The organism is Williamsia sp. Y712 (assembly GCF_059445525.1).
This window is the reverse complement of sequence record NZ_JCAIUN010000001.1, coordinates 1,354,764-1,378,198: the sequence shown is the minus strand read 5'-3', so window position 1 is coordinate 1,378,198 and position 23,435 is coordinate 1,354,764. Positions and strand designations below refer to the sequence as shown.

The following is a 23,435-nucleotide window of genomic DNA, read 5'->3' as shown; positions in this document are numbered from 1 at the left end:
CCAACATCTTCGACCGCAACTGTCTAATTGTTGACAATCCTGCAATCTGGCGTCACGGTGTACGAATGAGCCCCACCAAGTTGAGCCCCGCTCTGAAACAAGCGACACCAGTCGTCGTCGACCATGCGCACGGGTCGTGGATTCACGGCACCGACGGCGTCGACTATCTCGACTTCACCACCGGTATCGGTGTCACGAGTACGGGCCACTGCCATCCGAAAGTGGTTGCTGCAGCGCAGGAACAGTGCGGCAAGATCATCCACGCGCAGTACACCACCGTGATGCACAAACCGCTGCTCGAACTCACCGAAAAGCTCGGTGAACATCTTCCGGTCGGCCTGGATTCGGTGTTCTACGCGAACTCCGGTTCCGAGGCCGTCGAAGCCGCTGTACGACTGGCGCGCATGGCCACCGGGCGCCCCAACATCGTGGTGTTCCAGGGCGGTTTTCACGGACGTACCGTCGCCGCGGCGACGCTGACCACCGCCGGCACCCGATTCTCCGCCGGCTTCTCACCGCTGATGGGCGGTGTCCACATGGCCCCGTTCCCGTACGCGTATCGCTACGGCTGGGACGAGCAGACCGCCGTAGATTTCGCACTCCGCGAACTCGACTACCTCTTCGCCTCCCGCGTCGCACCGAACGACACCGCCGCGTTCCTGATCGAGCCCGTACTCGGCGATGGCGGCTACCTGCCCACCCCGCAGGCATTCCTCACCGGGTTGCGCGAACGCGCAGACAAGTACGGCATCGTCTTCATCCTCGACGAGGTGCAGGCAGGAGTGGGACGGACCGGAAAGTTCTGGGGCCACCAGCACACCGACGGCCTGACCCCCGACATCCTGATCACCGCCAAGGGCCTCGCGTCCGGATTCCCGATCTCGGCCATCGCGGCCCCCGAGGCGCTGATGGCCAAGGCCTGGCCCGGATCGCAGGGCGGAACCTATGGCGGCAACGCGGTGGCTGCGGCCGCCGGGGTGGCCACCCTCGAGGTCATCGCCGAAGAAAACCTGGTCGACAACGCCCGGCTCCGTGGCGACCAGATGCTGCAGGGGTTGAGCGAGCTCGCCCCGAAGTTCGGCGAGATCGGAAACGTCCGCGGGCTCGGGCTGATGGCCGGCATCGAGTTCGTCGACGCGTCCGGTGCTCCTAACGCCGCAGCCGCCGCAGCCGTGCAACAGGCCTGCATACCCGAGCGGTTGCTCACCCTGACCTGCGGCCCGATGGGCAACGTGGTCCGCCTCATCCCCGCGCTGGTGGTCACCGAAGACGAGATCGCCACCGGTTTGAACAGGTTCGAAGCCGCTCTGACCGCGACCCTTGGATAGTGGGGGTCATGGACTTGGCCCCCTCCCCCGACCATATCTACGCTGACCTGACCGCTCTCGGCCTGAGCGCCGATGCCTCATCGCGTCGGCGAACCGAATACGCGTATGACGCGTCGAACTATCGCCTGCGACCGCTGGTTGTGGTGTTTCCTCGCAGCGCTTCCGAGGTTGCGAAGGTTGCCGCGTATTGCCATCGCAACGAGCTCACCCTGACCGCACGTGGTGGTGGAACGGGCATGGGCGGGAACGCGATCGGCACCGGGGTGATCCTCGACTTCTCACGCCACCTGAACCGCACACTGGACGTGGATGCCGAACAACGTACGGCGGTCGCCCAGGCCGGGATCGTCCTGACCACGTTGCAGGGCGAGGTCCGCAAAGCCACCGACGGCTCGCTCACGTTTGCCCCCGACCCGTCGAGCCAATCACGGGCAACCCTGGGCGGTGCCATCGCCAACGACGCGTGCGGCAATCATTCGGTCCGTCACGGCCGCACCACCGATCACGTCGAATCACTGCACCTGGTCACCGCGGATGGACTGCAACTGACCGCCACCCGCACCGGACTGGTTGCCACTGACCCATCAGACCCAGCCGCGACCGACCGCGCTGCCGAACTCTCGACGCGCCTGCGCGAACTGACGTCGTCGCATCTGGGCGCGATTCGGACCGAGATGGAGCGCATACCACGTCAGGTCTCTGGCTATCACCTCGCAAAACTTCTGCCGGAGAACGGTTTCGACGTAGCGCGGGCACTCGTCGGCACCGAGGGAACCTGCGCGATCGTCGTGTCGGCCACCGTCCGGCTGGTCCCGTCGGCCACCCGCCCACTGCTGCTCGCCCTCGGCTACCGCAACGTGGTCGACGCCGCCCGCGACGTGCCAACCCTCCTCGAGTTCGCCCCGTCCGCGATCGAAGGAATAGACGAACGGATCGTTGCGACCATGCGGGCCCGCCGCGGCGACGACTCGATCCTCGGCCTACCCGACGGAAATGCCTGGCTCTACGTCGATCTCGACGAAGAAAGCGTCCAGACACGGTCGAGCTCCGCCTCCGGCTTCGACGAAACGCGGTCGAGCTCCGCCTCCGGCTTCGTCTCCGCAAGCCCTGCCGAGGTCGCAGCAGAACTATTGACCAAACTCCGCACCAACGGCCGCCTCGTCGACGGACGCACTGTCCCGGACCCATCGCAGCGACTCTCACTCTGGCGAATACGCGAGGACGGCGCCGGACTCTCGTCGAGACTGGTCGACCCCGAGGACGTCGCGCCCGAAGAAGGCGGACACGGCGGATCCTATGAATCCTGGCCCGGCTGGGAGGATTCCGCCGTAGCACCGGAGAACCTGGCCGAGTATCTCGAGGGGTTCGAGCAACTCCTCGACCGGCATGGTCTGACAGGCGTGATGTACGGGCACTTCGGTGCCGGCTGCATGCACGTGCGCATCACGTTCGACCTCCGCAGCGCGGCGGGTCGCGCCGTGATGCGCCGCTTCTGCACCGAGGCAGCAGAATTGGTTGTCGCGCATGGCGGTTCGCTCTCCGGCGAACACGGAGACGGCCGGTCCCGTTCAGAGTTCCTGCCGATCATGTACTCACCCGAGCTCATCTCGGCGTTCTCCGACTTCAAGAGGATCTGGGATCCGGCAGGCATCCTCAACCCCGGCAGCATTGTCGACCCGGATCGGATCGATGACAATCTCGTACTCGCCGATGTACCGGACCGGCGCTGGAGGACCACATTCGATCTCGGGACACCCGGCCTTGCCGACGGCGGCAAACCCGGCCTCGACCCGTTTGTGCATGCCGTTCAGGGATGCATCGGCGTCGGGCGATGCCGATCGGCGTCCGGTGGCGTGATGTGTCCGAGCTTTCGCGCCACCGGAGACGAGAAGGACTCCACCCGCGGCCGCGCCCGGGTGCTCCAGGAGATGGTCCGCACCGCACCGGACATCAAAGCGGGCTGGCGCGATGAGGATTCGCGGGAGGCCCTCGACCTGTGCCTGTCGTGCAAGGCCTGTTCCACCGATTGCCCGGTCGGGGTCGACATGGCCACCTACAAGTCGGAGTTCTTCTCCAACTACTACCGGGGCCGGGTGCGACCTCTGTCGCACTACTCACTGGGGTGGATGCCCGCCTGGCTGAAAGCCGCTGCGCCCCTGGCGCCGCTGATCAACCGATCACTGTCCGGACCCCTTGCCCGGGTTGCCGCGAAAGCCGGTGGCATCGATCCCCGGCGCACCATGCCTGCGTTCTCGACTCGTAAACAGGTGCGGGCCTCGATGTCCGGGCTCGGGATCGATCCGGCCGCCGACACCGTCCTGTTCGTCGATTCGTTCACCAAGGCATTCCGGCCGCAGGTGGCGGCCGCGGTCGCCGACGTGCTGGGCAGCGCCGGGCGGACGGTCAGCTGCGAGTCGGACAACTGCTGTGGACTGACCTGGATCTCCACCGGCCAACTCGGACGCGCGAAGAAGGTGCTCGAACGCACCGCACTTGCGCTCGATGACGGGACCGGCCGGCCGATCGTCGTCCCCGAGCCGAGTTGCGCTGCCGCCCTGCGCAAGGACCTCCCCGAGCTCGTGCACACCGACGCGGCCAAACGGGTTGCCGCCCGGGTCCGCAGCTTTGCCACAGAGATCGGAGCGCTCCTCGACAACGGATGGCAGCCACCGATTCCACTCCCCGCCGAAGTGACGGTCCAGACCCACTGCCACGAATACGCCACATTCGGACCGAATACCCAAACCTCGGTGCTGAGCCGCCTCGGTGCCACCACCGTCCACCAGGCCGACGGTTGCTGCGGCGTGGCAGGCAACTTCGGCTTCGAGAAGGGCCACTACGACGTCAGCATGCGGGTGGCCGAGCAGGCCCTCGCGCCGGCCCTGCGAACGCGAGCCGCCCACACCCCGGTACTGACCGATGGATTCAGTTGCGCGATGGCGGTTTCGCATCTCGCCGCCACCGACGCAACCGTTCCCGAGGTCCGATCCGTGCATCTGGCCGAATTGCTCGCCCCCGCAACACCCGCAGCCGACACCCCGCAACAGAGCACGATTGAAGGAGGTACACCGTGAGCGCGTCCCCAGTACTGAGTACGGACCGAAAGGCTCTGGCCGCCGGTCTCATCGGATCGATTCCCACCGCACTGTTCATCGACGGGCAGTGGGTACCGGCAGCATCCGGCGAAACCTTCGACGTCGTCAACCCGGCCACCGGTCAGCGAATCGCGAAGGTCGCCAAGGGCGGAGCTGCCGACGCCGCAGCCGCGATCAACAGCGCAGCCAAACATCAGAAGGCCTGGGCCGCGACATCTCCTCGCGAGCGCAGCGAGATCTTGCGCCGAGCATATGAACTGATCCTCGCCCGGCAGGATGATCTGGCCCTGATCATGACCACCGAGATGGGCAAGCCGCTGGCCGAGGCCAAGGGTGAGGTCGCCTACGCCGCAGAGTTCTTCCGGTGGTTCTCCGAGGAGGCGGTGCGAATCGACGGCGGCCACACCACCACCGGCGATGGCCGCAATCGCATCATCGTCACCAAAGAGCCGGTGGGGCCGTGCATTTTGATCACGCCGTGGAACTTCCCGCTGGCAATGGGTACCCGCAAGATCGGTCCGGCCATCGCCGCCGGGTGCACCATGGTGTTCAAACCCGCCGAACTGACTCCGCTGACCGCCCTTGCCCTGACCGAGATCCTCACCATCGCCGGACTACCGGCGGGCGTCCTGAACATCGTGACCACCGACGAACCAGGCACGGTTGTCGAGACCTGGATGGACAGCGGACTCGCCCGCAAGGTCAGCTTCACCGGTTCCACCCAAGTCGGAAAACTGCTGCTGGAACAGGCATCCCGGACCGTGATGCGGACTTCGATGGAACTCGGCGGCAACGCACCGTTCATCGTTTGTGAAGATGCAGACCTCGACAAGGCCGTCGACGGTGCAATGGTGGCGAAGATGCGCAACATGGGTGAGGCGTGCACCGCGGCCAACCGATTGTTCGTGCACCGCAGCGTCGCCGGCGAGTTCGCCACCCGGTTGGCCGCGAGGATGGGGGCACTGCGGGTCGGTGACGGTGCCGAAGACGGCACCGACGTCGGGCCATTGGTGGAACGCAAAGCGGTCGACAAGGTTCGGGAGCTCGTCGCCGACGCCGTCAGCCGTGGCGCCAAGGTGCTCTGTGGAGAGGGGTCGAGCACCGCCTCCGGCTCCGTCTCCGGTGCCGGTTCGGACGGATCAGAGACCGAGGGCTACTTCTACCTGCCGACGGTGTTGTCCGATGTCGACCCGCAGTCGGAGCTGATGGGTACCGAGATCTTCGGTCCGGTCGCGCCCGTCATCCCCTACGACACGGAAGACGAGGTCCTGGAGTTGGCCAATGACACCCCCTGGGGTCTGGTCGGCTACCTGTTCACCCAGGACATCGACCGCGGATTGCGGATGTCCGCCGGACTGGAGGTGGGGATGGTGGGCCTGAACACCGGCCTGGTCTCGAATCCCGCGGCACCATTCGGTGGCGTCAAGCAATCGGGCCTGGGCCGCGAGGGTGGACGGGTCGGCATCGACGAATTCCTCGAGATCAAATACCTGGCGATTCCACGGACTTGATAATCCGGCAGCGAAATCCAGACGGCACCAAAGCGATTCGACAGCAGGGCGATTCGACAGCAGAGGGAGGTGTGAACAGATGTATCTAGGATCCCAGTTGTTCAGCGACACCGAGTACCAGACCCGGCTCACCGGGGTACGAACCCTGATGGACCGCCAGGGTTTGTCGGCGATCATCGTGACCGACCCGGCGAACATCTTCTATCTCATCGGGTACAACGCCTGGTCGTTTTACACACCGCAGATGCTGTTCGTGCCGATGGACGGCGACATGGTGTTCTTCGCGCGGGAGATGGACGCCCACGGCGCCCACCGCACCACCTGGCTGCCGCCCGAGCAGATCGTCGGATACCCGGAAAACTATGTGCACCGGCCACATGTTCATCCGTTCGACTGGGTGGCATTTGCGCTGCGCCAGCGGCATCTCATCGCACCCGCGTCACGGGGCGGCTCGGTGGGGCTGGAGATGGATTCACACTTCTTCTCACCCAAGGCATATCGCGCGTTGGTCAATGCGATACCCGAGTGGAAGCTCGTCGACTGCTTCGAACTCGTCAACTGGGTGCGCTCCGTCAAGTCCGATGCGGAGATCCAGTTGATGCGCCAAGCCGGAATGGTGTGCTCGGAGGCGATGCGCGCCGCCATCGACACCATCGGCATCGGTGTGCGCCAATGTGATGCGGCAGCGGCCATCTCGCAGGCGCAGATCACCGGCACCGACAAGTTCGGTGGCGACTATCCGGCGATCGTCCCGATGATGCCCACCGGAGCGGCCGCCGACACCCCACACCTGACCTGGAATCAGGGCACGTTCGTCCGTGGTGAGGCGGTGGTCGTCGAACTCAGCGGAGCCCACAACCGATACCACTGCCCACTGGCCCGCACGGTGGCCCTGGGGCCGGTCGACAAAGACGTCGACTACGTCGCGGGTGCCACCGCCGAAGGCCTCAACAATGTTCTCGACGCCATCGCCCCGGGCGTGGCCACCCGCGAACTCGCATCGATCTGGAACTGGACCCTCGCGAAGTACGGCCTCGAAAAACATTCCCGGCTCGGCTATTCCATCGGCATCGGATATCCGCCGGACTGGGGCGAGCGGACCATCAGTATCCGCACCGAGGACGAAACGTTCCTCCAAGAGAACATGACCTTCCACATCGTCTGCGGCATGTGGATGGACGGATACGGATTCGAACTGTCCGAATCGGTACGCGTCAGCGCCACCGGCGTGGAGACATTCACCAGTTTCCCCAGAGAACTGATCAGGAAAGCGAGCTGATCGGAAAGTGAGAGGAAAACGCATGACCGCAACCGAACTCCCGCTCGCGGGCGCACCCACATTCCCACTCGCCGACCGGGCCAAGGATCTGGTGGGATCGATGATCGATTCGTCGACATCGCTTCTCGCCGCGCAAAAACACGACATCGTGCGTTTCGCGATGGGCTCGCCTGCCGACGAGGCGGTACCGGCCGACGAATTCCGCGAGATCGCAGGCAGCATCCTCGATCACACGTCGTTCACCTACGGGGCCTCCGAGGGCGAACCGCGATTGCTGGACCTGCTGGTGAAATACCTTGCAGGCACACCGGATCCGTCCAGTGAGGATCGTCTTGTCATCACGACCGGCGGCATGCAGGGACTCGACCTGGCCTGCAAGTTGTTCATCGATCCCGGCGATCTGGTGATCACCGAATCCCCCACGTACACCAACGGCAGTGCCACCGCGTTGTCATACGGCGCGCAGCTCCTCGAAGTTCCGGTCGACGACGAGGGCATGCTGGTCGACCGGCTCCCCGACCTCGTCGCCCGCACCGGTCGCACGCCCAAGGCCATCTATACGATCCCCAACTTCCAGAATCCGTCGGGTGTGACGTTGTCGCTGGAGCGGCGCAAGGCCCTGCTCGAACTGGCCCACAAGTGGGGCGCGGTCATCATCGATGACGATCCCTATGCGCTGCTTCGGTTTTCCGGTGAAGACATCCCCACATTCCGGACCCTGAGTCCCGACGACCCGTTGCTGTTCTCCGTGCGGACGTTCTCGAAGATCCTGGCGCCCGGGTGGCGCGTGGGCTGGGTTGACGCGGATCCGGCGTTGCGGCAGCTACTGATCAACGGCAAGCAGGCGATGGACACGTGCACCAACGTCCCGAACCAGCACATCGTCGCCGAATACATCTCGCGCGGCGGCCTCGATGCCCACCTGGTCTCCCTGCGCAGCCTCTACCGAATCCGGCGTGACGCCATGATCTCGTCCCTGAACAGGCATCTCGGCGAAGACTTCTCGACCACCAACCCGGACGGCGGCTTCTTCCTGTGGGTCACGCTGGCGGGCCGATACGCCGAGGTCGATACCCGCGAACTCTTCGAGATCGCGCTGGCACAGGGCGTGGCGTTCATCCCCGGTCCCGCGCTCTCCCCCGGCGGACACTTCGGCAACGCACTGCGACTGTGTTTCGCATCGAGTACGCCGGACCGGATCGATGTGGGTGTTCGCCGATTGAAGAGTGCGCTGGATCTGGCGGTGGCCGCCTCGTGACGGACCTCTCGGGTATCGCCACGTCGGCAGCCGTCTCCGCCATCGAGACACAGGTGCTCGCGCTGATCGACGAATCAGAACTCGTCACCCTGACCCGATCACTGATCGATGCCGGCAGTGAGAACCCGGGCGGTACCGAGCAATTGACCGTCGAGGTACTCGAACAAGCCGCCCGGTCACTGGGGCTCGACACGGCGACCTGGGACGTCGAACCCGGACGGCCGAATCTGACGATCACCACCACCGGAACAGGTAGCGGACCCGGACTGTTGATCCTCGGGCATTCGGATGTCGTTCCGGCCGGAGAGGGGTGGTCCCGTCCTCCGTTCGAATCCGAGGTCGACGAAGGACGCATCTACGGCCGCGGTTCGACCGACATGAAAGGCGGTCTGGCAGCGGCACTGATCGCGATGGCAGCGCTCACCCGTTCGGGCCATCAGCTGCCCGGACCGGTTCAGTTGGCCTGCACGGTTGATGAAGAGGATCTGGGAATCGGTATCCGCGACTTCGTCACCCGCAGTCCGGCGCATACCTTTGCCGGATGCGTGGTGGCCGAGCCGACCGATCTGGAAACCGTGATCGCCTGCCGCGGGGCGTCGTACCTCGAAGTTCGGATAACCGGCCGCGCAGCGCATTCCGGTCGGCCCTCGGATGGCCGCAATGCCATCGATGCCGCCGCCGCGATCATCGACCTGGTTCGGGTCAACCAGCGCACCCTGTCACAGCGGCTTGACCCGCTCTTGGGCTGCGGTAGCTGGAACACCGGACTAATCGCCGGCGGGCAGGGCATTTCAGTGGTCGCGCCGACCGCCACCGTCAGCTTCGATCGCCGGTTGATGCCCGACGAAGACGCTCACGAGGTCGCCGACTGGCTGCGCAGCGCGATCACCGAGGCGGGTATCGATCGCGACGGCATCACTGTCGAGGTCGAGGTCACCATGGCCATGCCGGGTTTCGAGACCGACCCTGCCCATCGGCTGGTCGCCCACGCCTCCGCGGCGGTGGTCGACGCCGGCGGTAGCACCACCATCACCGGATGGACGGCCGCCTGCGACGGCGGATTCATCAGTCGCGACCTCGGCATCCCGGCCATCGTGCTGGGTCCAGGTGGGCTGGGCGACCAGGCCCACCGACCCGACGAGTCGGTGTCGATCGCCGAATTGGTCACTGCTGCGAAGACTTACGCCCTCCTGGCGTTACGTTTGCTCTGAGCCAGGCATTTTCGGCACGAAGGGCCGCTCGGTTTGCAGCGCGGATTCAGTCGGCCTTGGGGAAATCCACGATCGCGAGATTCAGCGGGAGCTCGTCCTTGCGGGGTTCGGGGCTGCCGAGTTTGCCCTGCAGGAAGGTTCCGGTCAGGTAGTTGTCGGCGTTGGCGATCTGCTGCGGTGCCACCTGGCCGTCGTAGTCGAAGCTCTTGAACACGTAAGGCAATGAGTCCGATCCGAGCAAACTCGGTCCGTTCATGAGCTGAAAGTGCAGATGCGATGCGTTGGCGTTGCCGGTGTTACCCAGCTTTCCGATGACCTGCCCTTCGGTCACCTTGTCGCCGGGTTTGACCGTCAACGATCCGGAGATCATGTGCGCGTACATGGCATACACACCACCACCGAGATCGAGGATCACGTGGTTGCCGTCAACGTTTTCGACCGTCAGTTTTGCTGCAAGTGTCGGGTCGCTGGCCGGCAGGATTCCGGGCGCATTCGCCTCGAGCCCGTCGAGAATGGAGACCACCGTTGCGTCGGCGACGGCAAGGATCTCACTCCCGTAGTCGACATAACTCTCGTTGTTGGTCTTGTCTCCGGTGTAGAACTCGCCCTGGTCGTTGACCCGTTTCCAGTCGATCGCGAAGCGCTGGCTGTTGTTGAGTTTTCCGTTGAGCGACATCAGCGAACTGCGGTGCGGAAACCCGGGCTCGCAGCATCCGTTGAGCGCGATCCAGTTGGTGCCATGCACCGGTGGTGAGATGACCGGCACGGTCTGGGTGGAAAGCGCCAGCGGAGTGGTCAGGTAGTCGATCGGTCCCGGAGCGCCGAAAGCAGGTGAGGCAGCACCGGTCCCGTACAGATGATGCAGGAGTGTCTTCGGCGCGTCGGTGAGGGAGTCGAGGGTGAAGTCGATGAACACGACCCTGCTCTCCTGCGGCGCAATCGCATTGCTGTCGACGTAACCCGCGGGCAGGTCGCGCAGCCGGTTGCAGTCACCGTACTCACACGTCGGATCGACGAGCGCTGTGCCGGAGAAACTCGCGATGACCTTTGCCGGGTCCGAGGCGTCGACGACGTCGATCTTCTCCAGGGTCGAGGGCACCGCGGTGGCGTTGGTGAGCTGCAGATCGTAGGCGACGTGGTACTTGCCGTCCGTACCCAGGAACGGAAGCGGCGAGTTGCCGATGGTGTTCACCGTGATTGCGGTGAACGCGTCCGGAACAGTGACTCCGGCGACCGAACCGGCAGGCGGGGGCGCCGTCGTTGTGTTGGTGGAGTCGGCGGCGTCCGAATCCGATGAGCAGCCGGAGGCGACCAACGCGACCGAGACCACGAGTGAGGCAATGATGGTGGGTACGCGGCTTACTCTCACGAAATACTCCGGTTTCTAGAAGTTGGCCCGAAACATACCAGTTGGCATTCTTTCTGATCAAAAGTCAGACAAATCCCCTGCCTGCGCACTTCTTCAATGCATGAGAAAACGGGGCTCGATCATCAATTGGCGATCGAGCCCCGTGTGAATCCGTCAGTCACTCAGAGTGAATCGGCGGTCAGCTTTCGCTCGACCTCGGTTTCCTCTCCCGGAACCTCTGTCCCGCGAATCGAAACGCCTGCGGTCTCGCGCAAGAATGGCAGCGCGATCATGCCAATGGCACAGGCCAACATCATGTAGCCGGCCGGGAACAGTTCCCAGCCCTCGTTGGCCGTCACCGCGTCGTTGATCAGCGGCGCGGTACCACCGAACGCAGCCGTGGCCACGTTGTAGGAGATGGCGAATCCGGCGTAGCGCACCTGGGTGGGGAACATCGCCGGGAATGTTGCCGAGATCGTCGCCAACTGGGGGATGTACAAGAGTCCCAACACCAGGAACCCGATGATGGCCCAGCCGAATCCCTGTCCCATCAACCAGTACATCGGCAACGCGAACACGAAGAGTCCGATCAGAGAACCCCACCACATGGGTTTTCGCCCGATCTTGTCCGACCAGGCCCCGAAGAACGGAATGCAGGCCATCATCGCGAGCTCACCGATCAGGATGACCATGGTCCCGGTCTTCTCGGACATGCCGATGGTGGTTTTCAGGTAGGTCGGCTGGTAAGCGAGCAACGTGTAATTGGCCACGTTGAGAGCGATCACCAAACCGAACATCACCACAATGGGCTGCCAGTAATTCGTCAGCAGGTCCTTGAACGCCTGCCACGGCGAACCCTCGATCTGGTCTTTGTCCTCCATCTCGGTGAACACCGGGGTGTCGTTCATCTGACTGCGCAGATACAGGCCGATCAAACCCAGGGGCAGGGCGAACAGGAATGGCACCCGCCAGCCCCACTCATACATCTGATCGTCACTGAGGAACAGCTCCAAGACCAGCACGAAAGCGGTACCCATCACGAACCCGCCGAGCGTTCCGAACTCGAGGAAGCTGCCGTATTTGCCACGCTTCTTGTCGGGCGCATACTCGGCCATGAATGTTGCGGCACCGCCGTATTCACCACCGGTCGAGAAGCCCTGGACCACCCGCAATGAAATCAGCAGGATGGGGGCCCACACTCCGGCAACCGCATGCGATGGCAACAGACCGATCAGGGCGGTGGCGCCGGAGATCAGCAGAATGGTCATGGCCAACACTGCTTTTCGGCCGATACGATCACCGATCGGACCCCAGACCATGCCACCGAGCGGACGGAGCGCGAACGAGACGGCAAAGCCGAGCATCGTGCCGATCGTGCCGAGATCCCCCGGGAAGAATGCCTGGGTCAGATAGGTGGTGGTAGCGGCATAGACGCCGTAGTCATACCATTCGGTCGCGTTGCCGATAGCGGACGCGCCAATTGCCTTGCGTAAAAGCTTCTTGCCTTCCGGCGAATCCGGGTCCGGGAAACCCGGTGGTACTGCGGACGTTGTTTTCTGTAAATCTGGGCTCATCGATACCTCCCTCAAAACTGAAGACATTCAATCGATCTCGGTGTCTTCGAGGCCCACAAAAGCATCTACTCCCGGTTCTTGAAAGCAGAAATAACGATCGTGTCTTCTGTGACTTCCTCCTCAGGGGGTTGATCAGCGCCAGTCGCCGATCAGCTACGTGAACCCGGTAGCGGGTTCACGGGTACGTTGGGGCTCGGATCGATGGCCGCGCCGGGAAACTGCGACACCGCACCCGGTTCGGCAATGATTCGATTGAGCCCATCTCGCATGTGCTCGATCATTACATCATCTGCAGCCTTCATGTCACGCGCCTCGATCGCTTCGACGATCCGGCGGTGTTCAGCGATCCGTTCCTGCGCCGACACATACGTTCCGCGCATCGCACCGAGACACATACGGGTCTCCACCAGAATCGTCTCGTGCAGCCGCGACAGTCGCGGACTACCCGAGAGTTCGACAAGCGTGTGGTGAAAAGCCATGTCCGCGTCCGCGATCTGCGGGCCGTTCGGATCATCGGCATATCGTTCCATCTCGCTGACACAGTCGGCGAGCACCCCGGCCGCCTCGTCGGGTGTTCGCAGGATCACCTGTTCGAGCGCGGCCCGTTCCACCGCGGTGCGGGCCACGTACATGTCACGTATGTCGTCATCGTCCATGGTGATCACAAACAGGCCGCGGTTACGGTGGCTGACCAGCAGGCCTTCCTGGGTGAGCCGCTGCATCGCCTCGCGAAGCGGGCCACGACTGACTCCGAGTTCGGCGGCAAGCCCGGATTCTGTCAGCTGGCAGCCCGGCGGAAAGTCTCCACTCGCGATCGCATTACGCAACTGTCGCGCAATGATCGCCGGCGTCGATTCCTGGACCAGCGGCTGAAGGACGCGGGAACGCGCCGAGCGCTTGCGAGCCGGTTCCGGACGGGCCGAAAATGGAGGTTTTGTGGGGTCGGACATCATTCCACCCTCTGATAGGTCAATGCTCCACCGCGTGCGACGCCCATCGAGCCATCATTGCAGGCCGCCGCGAACTCCCCGAGACCCTCCTCGATCGTTGCGAAGACATTGCCCGGCACCCAGCCGACACCACTCTCGGACCCCGTTTCGGTCTGGGCGAGTGTGTAGTCGACCGGCGAGGTTTCGTCACCGCCGTAGAGAACTTGCAGGTCAGTGGCGCCGAGACCGCGAAGTCCCCAGTTCTGTCGCATATCCACGGTGCGGTGTTCACCTCCGTCCGGCTGCCGACTTCACATCTTGGTAGATTGTTGACAATTAACCGTAAGGTACCGGGCGGGCAAAAGTCCACGCAACGCCGACCCCGATTCGCCTCGGACAAGCCGATGAGACGAACTGATTCATCAGTTCTCGCCACCGTTGGCATGCTGCACCCCGGCAACGTCGAGTGCCTTTGACGACGCATGACTCGGCTAAGCTGATCAAGTAAAGCAGTGCTCGATCGATGATCGGAAGTGATTGTGCCAGAGGACCTTCAGCGTTCAGCGGATCCTGCGTACGCGGTGCTGGCAAACGCGATCCGCAAGCGCATCATCTCGGGTGAACTACAGCCCGGCGCACGCCTTCCGACCGAAGCCGAGCTGCGCAGCGAATACGGGGTTGGCCAGAGCACCGTCCGCGAGGCAATTCGGTCCCTGGCCAGCCAGAATCTGGTCCACACCACCCGCGGGGTCACCGGCGGAACCTTCGTATCGGTCCCCAGCATCGGTCACATCAGCGCGCACATCGAAACCGGCGTCACCCTTCTGACCGCTGCATCGGCGGTGACCGTCGATCAGCTGATGGAGGTGCGTCAGCTCATCGAGGTGCCTGCCGCAGGCGTCGCGGCCTACCGGCACACCGAAGCGCAGCTGGACGAACTACGCGCCACCATCTTCGACCCGTCCGGCACCATCGGCCCGGAGACATACGAAAAAAACCAGGGTTTTCACCTGGTGCTGCTGCGCGCAGCGAACAATCCGCTCCTCGAGCTGGTCACCGCACCCGTGTTCCGGGTCCTCGGAAGCCGATTCGGGCGAGAATCGGCCCCCGAGGGGTTCTTCACCTGTGTCGCCGACGATCACGGCGCGATTCTTGATTCATTCGAGCGACGCGACTCGATCACCACGATGAACCTCATGCGACGTCATCTCGATCACCTCGGCGACGCCTATAAGCAGATGGACCTTCTGCTCACCGATCCCGATCGGCCTACTCGTTGATCCTGAACGCCTACTCTTTGGTCCCGATCACATTGAGCGGCGGAACTTTTCGCTGCCATGCGATCCGATCCTGAAGAACCTGTGCCACCGCGAACAGCAACTGTTCACCGCTGCGCGCAGCGGTGAGTTGCGCGCCGATGGGCATACCCGAAGTGGGATGAAAGCCGATCGGAACACTCAGTGTCGGCCCGTCGTGCAGCGACCACGGATAGCTCAGTTGACCCATCCGACGAGACTGTACGATCACGTCGTCTCCACCTGCGATGTGCGGAACATCGACCGGAAGTGTCGGCGTGAGAACAACATCGATGCCGGTGAAGTACTCGCGCATTCTGGCGCGGAAGAGATCCCGTCGGCCGAGAGCCTCTTCCTTGGTCGCCGCCGAGATCGTCAGCCCCTGCGAGATGCGCGCGCGCGTCGCCTCCTGAAACAGCTCCGGGTGATCGCGCAACCGAGTCCGATGCAGGTCGGCGAGGTCGGCGTAGATGATCGTGTAGACGATGTCCTGCGCATCTTCCATGCCCGCGAGCGGGTCATGAATGACGCTGTGTCCCATGTCTTCCAACATTCGGCCGGTATCGGCGACCGCCGCCAGGATCGCCGGATCGACGTCGTCGGTGATGAACGGAATCGGCATCGCGATCCGCAGACCGTCCGGCATGGCAACATTCGGGGTCGGCGCCAGCACGTCGAAGACCGCCTTGACCTGCTCCACCGACCGGGCCAGCGGTCCAACGGTGTCGAATGACGAACTGACCGGAAAGATGCCGGCGGTGTCGATGAGGCCGAGCGATGGCCGTAGTCCGACCACGCCACATGCCGACGCGGGCAGTCGGATCGAACCGCCGGTGTCGGTCCCGAGCGCCACATCGACAAGCCCCGCGGCCACCGCAGCTGCGGAGCCGCCACTCGAACCGCCCGGAACCCTGCTCGGGTCCCACGGATTACGCGGCCCACCCGCTGCCGAATTCTGCGACGTCACCCCGACGGCGAACTCCGCCATGTTCAACGTGGCGGTGATCTGGGCGCCTGCCGCGCGCAGACGCTGCACCACCGAGGCGTCGCGCGTCGCAACCCGCTCGGCGAAAAACGCTGACGCGCAGGTCGAACGGACACCGGCGATCTCGATGTTGTCCTTGACGCCGATACGAACACCTGCCAGTGGCCCGGTGACCGCAGGAGTCGGATCAACCCAGGTGATCACCGAATTGACGGTGTCATCGACGTCTCGGGCTTCGCGGGCGGTGTCGGCTTCATCGCCGGCACCGCCCTGCGAGAGATTCAGCTCGCCACCTTGGCGCCACGCAGTTTCGCGGTCTCGGCGTCGTTGACAATCCACTTGTCGGTGTCGACGACGACGCCGTAGTCACGACGTGCGTCTTCGGCCGTCAGGTACTCGTCCCAGACGTCCGACAACACCGCAAAGGCGTCCCGCTCGAAAGGATCACCGAATCCGCCACCCGAGGGCATCTTGATCTCCAGGGTTTCCCCGGCCCGGATGACTTCCTGGGTGACCTTGGAGTACAACACTTCTTCCCGATCGGTGCCCGGGTTACGGGTGAACGATCCGGATGTTCCGTTGAAGCCGCCCAGGGCTCCGGCCGGTGGGTCGTTGCGGTTGTCCGCCTCCGAGCCGAGGAAGGTGTCGGTCTCCATCAGCCAGGTACGGACGCTGCCGATGCCACCGCGCCATTTACCCGGCGCCGGGGCCTCATCGCGGAGCTCGTAGCGCTCTGCACGCATCGCGTGATTGAGCTCGAGTTCCTCGATCGGGTTGTTACGGGTGTTCGCCATCAACGTGTCGACGGCGTCCATCCCGTCCTTGCCGTTACGCGCACCGTAGGAGCCCTCGTTGATCTCGATGTAGACCCAGTACGACTCACCGTCGGCGGCCACACCCGAATACGCGATGGCACACAGCGCCGCCGACGAACCGGCGATCGCCCGGTCCGGAAGTACCGGCGCCAGTGCGAGGTTGATCGAGTCGAAGATCCGGTTGACCTGAGAGAACCGCGCAAAACACGATGCCGGGAAGTCCGGGTTGAAGATCGTGCCTTCGGGTGCGTAGGCCTTCACCGGCCGGAAGCAACCGTCGTTCTGGGGCACGAACTCCTCGGTGAGTTCCTCGTCGAGGAGGATGGTCCGGATCGCGCTGACCGCCACCGGCAGTACCGAACCCTCGAACGGAACGTTGAAGGCCGTGGGGACCTGGGGGTTGGACCCGGTCAGGTCGATCAGGACGTTGTCGCCGTCGACCTGCACGCGAACGGCAACCGCCACCGGCTCGCCGCGGTTCTTGCCGTCATCGTCGAGGTAGCCGACCGGGGCCTCGTAGCTGCCATCCGGGATCTCGCGAATCTTGGCGCGCAGCATGGACTCTGAATAGTCCATCCACCGCTCGGCCGCGCTCATCACGATGTCGAGGCCGTACTTCTCCAACAGTTCGACAAAACGCTTCTCACCGATGCGCGAGCACGCGATCAGCGCTTCGAGGTCGCCGCGGTTCTGCTCGGGGGTGCGGACGTTGTCCAGGATGTGCTGGATCAGCATCTCGTTGCGGACGCCGGCGTCATAGATCTTCATCGAATCCATGAGCTTGCCCTCGGCCCAGACGTCCACGACGTCCATGCACAGGCCCGGGAAGTTGCCTCCGATATCCGAGACGTGCCCGGTGCAGCCGGCGAAGCCGATGTGCTGGCCCTCCCAGAAGATCGGGATCACCACACCGTAGTCCGGCGAGTGCGCCGCGCCGTGATACGGATGGTTGTGCAGGACAACATCACCCGGGTTGTAGGTGCCGGCAAGTTTGCGGTTGATGCCCCGGATGTACGCGGGGATCGAACCACAGTGCATCGGAGTCGAATCCGACTCGCACAGTTCACGGCCGTTGACATCGAAGATGCCGGCACCGAGGTCTTCGGATTCCCGGATCAGGCTGGAGTACGCCATCCGGTAGAGCACCTGGGCCATTTCCTTGGCCATCGAGTTCAGGGCACCGCCGATCACGCGCAATGTGATCGGGTCGACCTCGACATCGTTCCAGGTGCGGTGGCCCTCCGCTGCCAGCGAGACACCGGTTTTGGGCATCAGGGTCTTGGCCATGTCAGGAGTTCCTCTCGATGATGATGTGGCCGACGGCGTCGACGGTGGCCCGCTGGCCGATGCCGACGATGGTCGTCGAGTCGAACTGTTGCACGATCGCCGGACCCTCGAACACGTTGCCGGCCTTCAGCAATTCGCGTTCGTAGATGGGCGTCTGCACCCATTCCGGGTCGGCGTTCTCCGACTTCCAGAACAGCGCCCTGGTGGTGGTCGCGATCGCGGAACTCGCGTCGGCGTCACCCTTTTCGATCTCGGCGATCCGGACGTGCTCGACCGCACCCACGCCGGTCACGCGAATGTTGACCAGCTGAACTGCCTTGTCGTCGAACCGCTGCGAGTAGGTACGTCCGTGCGCCTCATGGAACGCCTCGGCCGTCGCTTTCACCCACGCCTCGTCGATGTCGCCGTCGGGGGCGTTGACGCGAAGCTCGTAACCCTGTCCGACATAACGGCAGTCGACGCTGCGTTCCAGTGAGATGTCGTCGTCGCTGATGCCATCGGCCTTCAGCTGTGCCACCGCGTCGGTCGCCAGGCGGTTCATCTGGGTGCGGATCAGCTCGAGGTCAGGCTCGTCCGAGGACGTCCAAACCGTCGTCGGCACCTCGTAGCGAATGTCGGTGGTCAGCAGGCCCACCGCGGAGGTGATTCCGGGGTGGCCGGGGATGATCACGCGGGGGATGCCGAGCTGGTCGGCGATCTGCCATGCGTACAGCGGCCCGGCGCCACCCTCGGCGATCAGCGAGAAGTCCCGTGGGTCATAGCCTTTGCGCACCGAGTGCAGGCTGATGGCCTCGGTCATCGAATGCGCCAGGATCTTGAAGATGCCCATCGCGGCGTGTTCGACGTCGGAGCCGAGCTTGTCGGCGATATGCGTCTTGACCGCTTCGGTGGCCAGCTCCGGCTTGACCTCCATGGTTCCGGACAGGAAGCTGTCCTCGCGCAGCCAGCCCATGACGACCATCGCGTCGGTGGACGTGGGCTCGGTGCCGCCACGGTTGTAGCAGGCGGGCCCGGGCACGGCGCCTGCGCTGCGGGGGCCGACCCGGAACATGCCGCCCTCGTCGATGGTGGCGATCGATCCGCCGCCTGCGCCGATGGTGTCGACCTCGGCCATCGGGACCATCGCGTGGTAGTCACCGACCTGGGTGTCGAGCAGGTGCTTCATGCGCAGCTTGCCGTCGGGTGCGACGCCGATGTCGGCGGAGGTGCCACCGACGTCGAGGGTGATGACGCTCGGGAAGCCGGAGGCCTTGCCGATCGCGCAACCGCCGAGAAGTCCGGCGATGACGCCGCTGGTCAGCAGCGACACCGGGATGTCACTGGCACTCCGCGACGTGACAAGGCCTCCCGCCGACGTCATCAGGTGCACGTCTTCGCCCACCTGTGCGGCCTTCGCCTTGGCGGCGAGATTCGCGATGTACGTCGAGGTCTTGGGACCCACAAATGCGTTGAGTGCGGTGGTGGAGAACCGCTCGTATTCGCGGTACTGCGAGGCGACCTCACTCGAGAGCGAGATGAACACTCCCGGGTACTCCTCGGTGATGATCTCCTTGACGCGCTGCTCGTGCACCGGGTTGCGGTACGCGTGCAGGAATGCGACCGCGATCGCCTCGACACCGCGTTCGCGCAGGAGCTGCACCTCGCGGCGGACGGCGTCCTCGTCGAGCGGCGTCAGGATGTTGCCTGCGGCGTCGATCCGCTCGGCAACCGTGCGCCGGTTGCGGCGCGGCACGAGCTGCCACTTCTGCCACGGCAGATCCTGGTAGTTCGAGTAGTTCAGGGGCCGCTTCTTGCGGGCGATGTGCAGGATGTCCCGGAAGCCGTCGGTGGTGATCATGCCGACGTCACTGCCGTTGTGCTCGAGAACGATGTTGGTCGCCACGGTGGTGCCGTGAAAGAACATCTCGATATCGGACGGGACGAGCCCCGCGCGCTTGGCGAGCACCTCGATACCGTCCATGGTCCCGATCGAGGGATCGTGGTTGGTCGACGGCGTCTTGTGCACGGTGACGTTTCCGTCGTCGTCCCACAGCACGAGGTCGGTGAACGTGCCACCGACATCCACTCCAATACGTTTCATGGAAATCCATTCTCTCAACTGCTGTCACCGACCACGCCGGGGCTGGATTCGGTCTCGTCTCACATTGCGAACAAGAGTCCGAAACCGAAGCCACTGTGACCTCGGCCATGCCGGTCTCTGGTCCACATCCTGCAATACCTCGGAACTTTTCGCCAGTGTCGACGCCAAATTCGTCGGAAATTGCCAGGATCTCCACCTTGACGGCCACATACCTCTGATGTTTAGCTCGGTACGGCGGACCGCGCTCGGTCCCATGCCCGCAAATGAGGAGGCAACGTGACGGTCCATCCCGCAACCCTGGGTCGATTCTTCGAGGATTACGAGATCGGGGACGTGTACCAGCACCCACTCGGGCGAACGATCACCGAGACCGACAACGCATGGATCACCTGCCTGTCGATGAACACGAACCAGAACCACTTCAACAGCCACCTGGCTGCACAGAATCCGATCACCGGCGGCCAGATCATCGTCAACTCCGGATTGACCATCGCCGTGGTGCTCGGATTGTCGGTCATCGACATGAGCCAGAACGCCGTGGCCAACATGGAGTTCACCGACGTCAAGCTCCAGCATCCGGTGTACGTCGGCGACACCCTGTACGCGGAATCCGTCTGCACCGGCCTGCACAAATCGAAGAGCCGCCCGTACGCCGGCGTTGTCTCGATGATCACCCGCGGTGTGAACCAGGACGGCAAGATCATCATCAGTTGGAAACGCTCGGTCATGGTTGCCACCCGCGAGAGCGGCATCGGGCAGAACTACTTCCCCGAGGTCGAAGGGGAATCGTTGACCTCACTCGCCGAAGCAGTGAAGAACGAGGGAACTCAGTGAAACCACTCGAAGACGTCCGCATCATCTCGCTCGAGCAGTACGGCGCGGGTCCGTTCGGCAGTGTCCACCTGGCCGACATGGGCGCCGACATCGTCAAGATCGAGGACCCGAACGTCGGCGGCGACGTCGGCCGTTACGTCCCGCCGTACAACAAAGGCGAGGACTCGCTGTTCTTCGAGACCTTCAACCGCAACAAGCGCAGCATCTCGCTCGACCTGTCGACCGATGCCGGCCGAGCGGTCTTCGAAGACCTCGTGCGCACCAGCGATGCGGTCTACTCGAACCTGCGCGGCGACGTCCCGGCCAAGTTGCGGATCCGCTACGAAGACCTCAAACACCTCAACCCGGCCATCGTCTGCTGCAGCCTGACCGGCTTCGGCATGACCGGCCCCCGCGCGAACGAACCCGGCTACGACTACATCCTGCAAGGCCTCGCCGGCTGGATGAGCCTGACCGGCGACCCGGACGGCCCGCCCACCAAATCCGGGCTCTCCCTTGTCGATTTCTGCGGCGGATACATCGCCGCGCTGAGTCTGATGGTCGGGTTGCACGCAGCCCGCCGCGACGGCGTCGGCGGTGACTGCGATCTCTCGCTCTACGACACCGCGATCTCGATGCTCACCTATCCCGCCACGTGGCATCTGAACGCCGGCTACGAGCCGGCCCGCACCAAGAACTCCGCGCACCCATCACTGGTGCCGTTCCAGGCATTCGAGGCCTCCGACGGCTGGCTCGTCGTTGGCTGCGCCAAGGAGAAGTTCTGGACCCGGCTCATCGAGGCCATCGACCTACCCGAACTCGGCGCCGACCCGCGGTTCGAATCCTTCACCACCCGAGGCGAATTCAAAGACGATCTGCTGCCCGTCCTCGAGAAGCGCTTTGCCGAGAACACCGTGGACCACTGGCTCTCGCTGCTCACACCCGCCGGCGTGCCCAGCGGACCGATCAACGATGTCGCCCAGGCCCTACGGGAACCGCACACTATCGCGCGTGGACTCATCGCGAAAACCGAACATCCGGTCTGGGGTGAGATCGAGCAGGTTGTCTCACCGGTTCGGTTCGGAACCGACGAGATCCAGCATCGCCGGGCGCCGCTGCGTGGTGAGCATTCCGCCGACGTCCTCGCCGAGCTCCCCGGTTACACCCCCGAACGCATCGCCGAACTGGGCAAGGCGGGTGCTTTCGGCCCGGACACCGAGATCGCATCGCGATGATCGGCCAACAACTGGCCGATTGGGCTGCCGGCCTCGGGCACTCAGACATACCCGTCGAGGTTCGGCACGAGGCCGCCCGGCATCTGATGGACGGGGTCGGAAATGGCATCGCCGCAAGGAAATTCGGCGACGGTGACGCCGGCCTGACCGTCGCCCGAGAACTCGGCGGACCGCCGCAGGCGCATCCACTCGGAGACCGGACCGCGATCTCCGCGCCTGCGGCCGCGTTCGCAGGCGGAGTCCTGATGCACGCCTTGGATTTCGACGACACCCACGCCGGAGCACTTGTCCATCCCACAGTGGTGGTCGCCCCGACCGCCCTGGCCGTTGGAGAACAACTGTCCTCCTCTGGCACCGAGGTACTCACCGCAGTGACGGTGGGACTCGAGCTCGCCTGCCGAATCGGTGCGGCGGCGCCACATGCGTTCCATGCCAGAGGTCTACACGCCACCGGCATGGTCGGACCGCTGGCCTCGGCTGTCACGGCCGCTCGGCTACATGTGTTCTCCGGGGCCAGAACAGCCGACGCCCTCGGGATCGCCGGCTCGTCGGCCAGTGGTCTTCTGGAGTTCCTCGAAACCGGTGACAACACCAAGATCGTGCACCCGGGCTCAGCCAATCTCAATGGCATCTTGGCAGCCCGGTTGGCGGCGCAGGGTGTCACCGGACCGGCTTCGGTACTCGAAGGTCCGCGTGGCCTCTTCGCGGCACTGGCCGGCCGGGCGCCGGACACCGACGCACTCATCGGCGACCTGGGTGTCATCTGGCAGGCAGGCAACATCGGGATCAAGCCCTACCCGAGTTGCCAATTGATGCACGTCTCCCTCGACGCGGTGACCGCCGCACTCGGCGACCGACCCGTCGATCCCGGTTCCATCGAGTCGATTGTCCTGCACGTCCATCCCGACAGCGTCCCCATCGTCTGCCCACCCGAGGCCGGGAAGCGTTCACCCCGAACGATTTACGATGCGAAGTTCGACCTTCTGTGGAGCGCCGCGTCCCTGATCCACGACGGCAGCGTCACCCTCTACTCGTATTCTGATGCCGCGATCCGCCGAGCAGAGGTCCTCCAGACCGCCGCGAAAGTGGTTGTCCGGACCACCTCTGCCACCGGTCCGGCCGCCGACGCACCGGGCCACGCCGAAATTCATCTCACCGACGGCACCACGCTGATCGGTGACGTCGTCGGCAGTCGCGGCACCACGGCAGTTCCGATCTCCGACGCCGACCTCATCGCGAAGTTCGTCCAGAACTGCGGCAATCACTCGGCCGCAACCGAACTGGCCGAGTTCCTGCTTCACCTCGACAACGCCCCGTCGTTGCACACCCTGACAACGCTGGCCGCCGACATCGTCACCGATCTCGGCTGACCACAACTTCTTTCAGACCAGG

At 64.1% G+C, this 23,435-nt stretch carries 16 protein-coding genes and 1 pseudogene; 10 read left to right on the top strand and 7 right to left on the bottom strand.

The genetic code is table 11. The features are described 5' to 3' along the window. The first annotated feature begins 65 nt into the window (after window positions 1-65). The 6 genes from AC1D75_RS06465 (at window position 66) to AC1D75_RS06440 (ending at window position 9,682) form a co-directional block, all read left to right on the top strand. Window positions 66-1,328 carry an aspartate aminotransferase family protein gene (locus tag AC1D75_RS06465; RefSeq protein ID WP_495514462.1) on the top strand — a complete coding sequence of 421 codons (1,263 nt, stop codon included), beginning with the start codon at window positions 66-68 and terminating at the stop codon, window positions 1,326-1,328. Between the two features lie 8 nt (window positions 1,329-1,336). Further along, window positions 1,337-4,402, top strand: a complete 3,066-nt coding sequence (locus tag AC1D75_RS06460; protein WP_495514461.1) for an FAD-binding and (Fe-S)-binding domain-containing protein — start codon at window positions 1,337-1,339, stop codon at window positions 4,400-4,402. A 35-nt stretch (window positions 4,403-4,437) separates the two neighbouring features. Next, complete coding sequence (locus AC1D75_RS06455; RefSeq protein ID WP_495515995.1) at window positions 4,438-5,934, top strand: NAD-dependent succinate-semialdehyde dehydrogenase; 1,497 nt, start codon at window positions 4,438-4,440, stop codon at window positions 5,932-5,934. A gap of 79 nt (window positions 5,935-6,013) precedes the next feature. Next, on the top strand, window positions 6,014-7,213 hold the full coding sequence (locus AC1D75_RS06450) for a M24 family metallopeptidase (RefSeq protein ID WP_495514460.1): 1,200 nt from the start codon (window positions 6,014-6,016) through the stop codon (window positions 7,211-7,213). A gap of 22 nt (window positions 7,214-7,235) precedes the next feature. After that, the gene (locus AC1D75_RS06445) at window positions 7,236-8,471 is read left to right on the top strand and encodes an aminotransferase-like domain-containing protein (RefSeq protein ID WP_495514459.1); all 1,236 of its coding nucleotides are present in this window, start codon (window positions 7,236-7,238) and stop codon (window positions 8,469-8,471) included. Between the two features lie 14 nt (window positions 8,472-8,485). After that, complete coding sequence (locus AC1D75_RS06440; RefSeq protein WP_495515994.1) at window positions 8,486-9,682, top strand: M20 family metallopeptidase; 1,197 nt, start codon at window positions 8,486-8,488, stop codon at window positions 9,680-9,682. Window positions 9,683-9,728: 46 nt separating this feature from the next. Here AC1D75_RS06440 and AC1D75_RS06435 read toward each other — a convergent pair whose 3' ends face one another. From AC1D75_RS06435 to AC1D75_RS06420, 4 genes and pseudogenes are all read right to left on the bottom strand, one after another. Next, on the bottom strand, window positions 9,729-11,051 hold the full coding sequence (locus AC1D75_RS06435; RefSeq protein WP_495514458.1) for a M23 family metallopeptidase: 1,323 nt from the start codon (window positions 11,049-11,051) through the stop codon (window positions 9,729-9,731). A gap of 161 nt (window positions 11,052-11,212) precedes the next feature. Beyond that, window positions 11,213-12,604, bottom strand: coding sequence for an MFS transporter (locus AC1D75_RS06430; protein ID WP_495514457.1), 1,392 nt, complete (start codon window positions 12,602-12,604; stop codon window positions 11,213-11,215). A gap of 149 nt (window positions 12,605-12,753) precedes the next feature. Next, a complete protein-coding gene (locus AC1D75_RS06425; protein ID WP_495514456.1) occupies window positions 12,754-13,557 on the bottom strand; it encodes a GntR family transcriptional regulator in 804 nt (267 codons plus the stop codon). Next, window positions 13,554-13,682 (bottom strand): annotated as a pseudogene (locus AC1D75_RS06420) (DUF3830 family protein); the annotation flags it as partial. The gene AC1D75_RS06425 and the pseudogene AC1D75_RS06420, both read right to left, overlap by 4 nt. Window positions 13,683-14,066: 384 nt before the next feature. Here AC1D75_RS06420 and AC1D75_RS06415 point away from each other — a divergent pair. Beyond that, complete coding sequence (locus tag AC1D75_RS06415) at window positions 14,067-14,813, top strand: FadR/GntR family transcriptional regulator (RefSeq protein WP_495514455.1); 747 nt, start codon at window positions 14,067-14,069, stop codon at window positions 14,811-14,813. 10 nt (window positions 14,814-14,823) lie between these two features. Here the strand turns inward: AC1D75_RS06415 and AC1D75_RS06410 are convergent, their stop codons facing one another. From AC1D75_RS06410 to AC1D75_RS06400, 3 genes are all read right to left on the bottom strand, one after another. Continuing rightward, on the bottom strand, window positions 14,824-16,017 hold the full coding sequence (locus tag AC1D75_RS06410) for an amidase (RefSeq protein WP_495514454.1): 1,194 nt from the start codon (window positions 16,015-16,017) through the stop codon (window positions 14,824-14,826). A gap of 77 nt (window positions 16,018-16,094) precedes the next feature. After that, complete coding sequence (locus AC1D75_RS06405; protein ID WP_495514453.1) at window positions 16,095-17,915, bottom strand: hydantoinase B/oxoprolinase family protein; 1,821 nt, start codon at window positions 17,913-17,915, stop codon at window positions 16,095-16,097. Window position 17,916: 1 nt separating this feature from the next. Beyond that, window positions 17,917-19,995, bottom strand: a complete 2,079-nt coding sequence (locus AC1D75_RS06400) for a hydantoinase/oxoprolinase family protein (RefSeq protein WP_495514452.1) — start codon at window positions 19,993-19,995, stop codon at window positions 17,917-17,919. 276 nt (window positions 19,996-20,271) lie between these two features. Here AC1D75_RS06400 and AC1D75_RS06395 point away from each other — a divergent pair, with 276 nt between their 5' ends. The 3 genes from AC1D75_RS06395 to AC1D75_RS06385 are packed head-to-tail and all read left to right on the top strand — an operon-like array spanning window position 20,272 to window position 23,413. Continuing rightward, window positions 20,272-20,829: a MaoC family dehydratase gene (locus AC1D75_RS06395; protein WP_495514451.1), complete on the top strand. Its 558-nt coding sequence runs from the start codon at window positions 20,272-20,274 to the stop codon at window positions 20,827-20,829. Beyond that, entirely contained in the window at window positions 20,826-22,043 is a 1,218-nt protein-coding gene (locus tag AC1D75_RS06390; protein WP_495514450.1) for a CaiB/BaiF CoA transferase family protein, read from the top strand. Before AC1D75_RS06395 ends, AC1D75_RS06390 begins: the two co-directional genes overlap by 4 nt. Further along, window positions 22,040-23,413 (top strand): MmgE/PrpD family protein, encoded by a 1,374-nt coding sequence (locus AC1D75_RS06385; RefSeq protein WP_495514449.1) that lies wholly within the window; start codon window positions 22,040-22,042, stop codon window positions 23,411-23,413. The genes AC1D75_RS06390 and AC1D75_RS06385 overlap by 4 nt, the downstream gene beginning before the upstream one ends. Window positions 23,414-23,435 lie beyond the last annotated feature (22 nt).

What these genes read in the sequence shown, in the direction of transcription:
- AC1D75_RS06465 (WP_495514462.1), top strand. Translation starts at nt 66, where the DNA reads ATGAGCCCCACCAAGTTGAGCCCCGCTCTGAAACAAGCGACACCAGTC.
- AC1D75_RS06460 (WP_495514461.1), top strand. Translation starts at nt 1,337, where the DNA reads ATGGACTTGGCCCCCTCCCCCGACCATATCTACGCTGACCTGACCGCT.
- AC1D75_RS06450 (WP_495514460.1), top strand. Translation starts at nt 6,014, where the DNA reads ATGTATCTAGGATCCCAGTTGTTCAGCGACACCGAGTACCAGACCCGG.
- AC1D75_RS06445 (WP_495514459.1), top strand. Translation starts at nt 7,236, where the DNA reads ATGACCGCAACCGAACTCCCGCTCGCGGGCGCACCCACATTCCCACTC.
- AC1D75_RS06430 (WP_495514457.1), bottom strand. Translation starts at nt 12,604, where the DNA reads ATGAGCCCAGATTTACAGAAAACAACGTCCGCAGTACCACCGGGTTTC.
- AC1D75_RS06425 (WP_495514456.1), bottom strand. Translation starts at nt 13,557, where the DNA reads ATGATGTCCGACCCCACAAAACCTCCATTTTCGGCCCGTCCGGAACCG.
- AC1D75_RS06405 (WP_495514453.1), bottom strand. Translation starts at nt 17,915, where the DNA reads ATGGCCAAGACCCTGATGCCCAAAACCGGTGTCTCGCTGGCAGCGGAG.
- AC1D75_RS06400 (WP_495514452.1), bottom strand. Translation starts at nt 19,995, where the DNA reads ATGAAACGTATTGGAGTGGATGTCGGTGGCACGTTCACCGACCTCGTG.
- AC1D75_RS06385 (WP_495514449.1), top strand. Translation starts at nt 22,040, where the DNA reads ATGATCGGCCAACAACTGGCCGATTGGGCTGCCGGCCTCGGGCACTCA.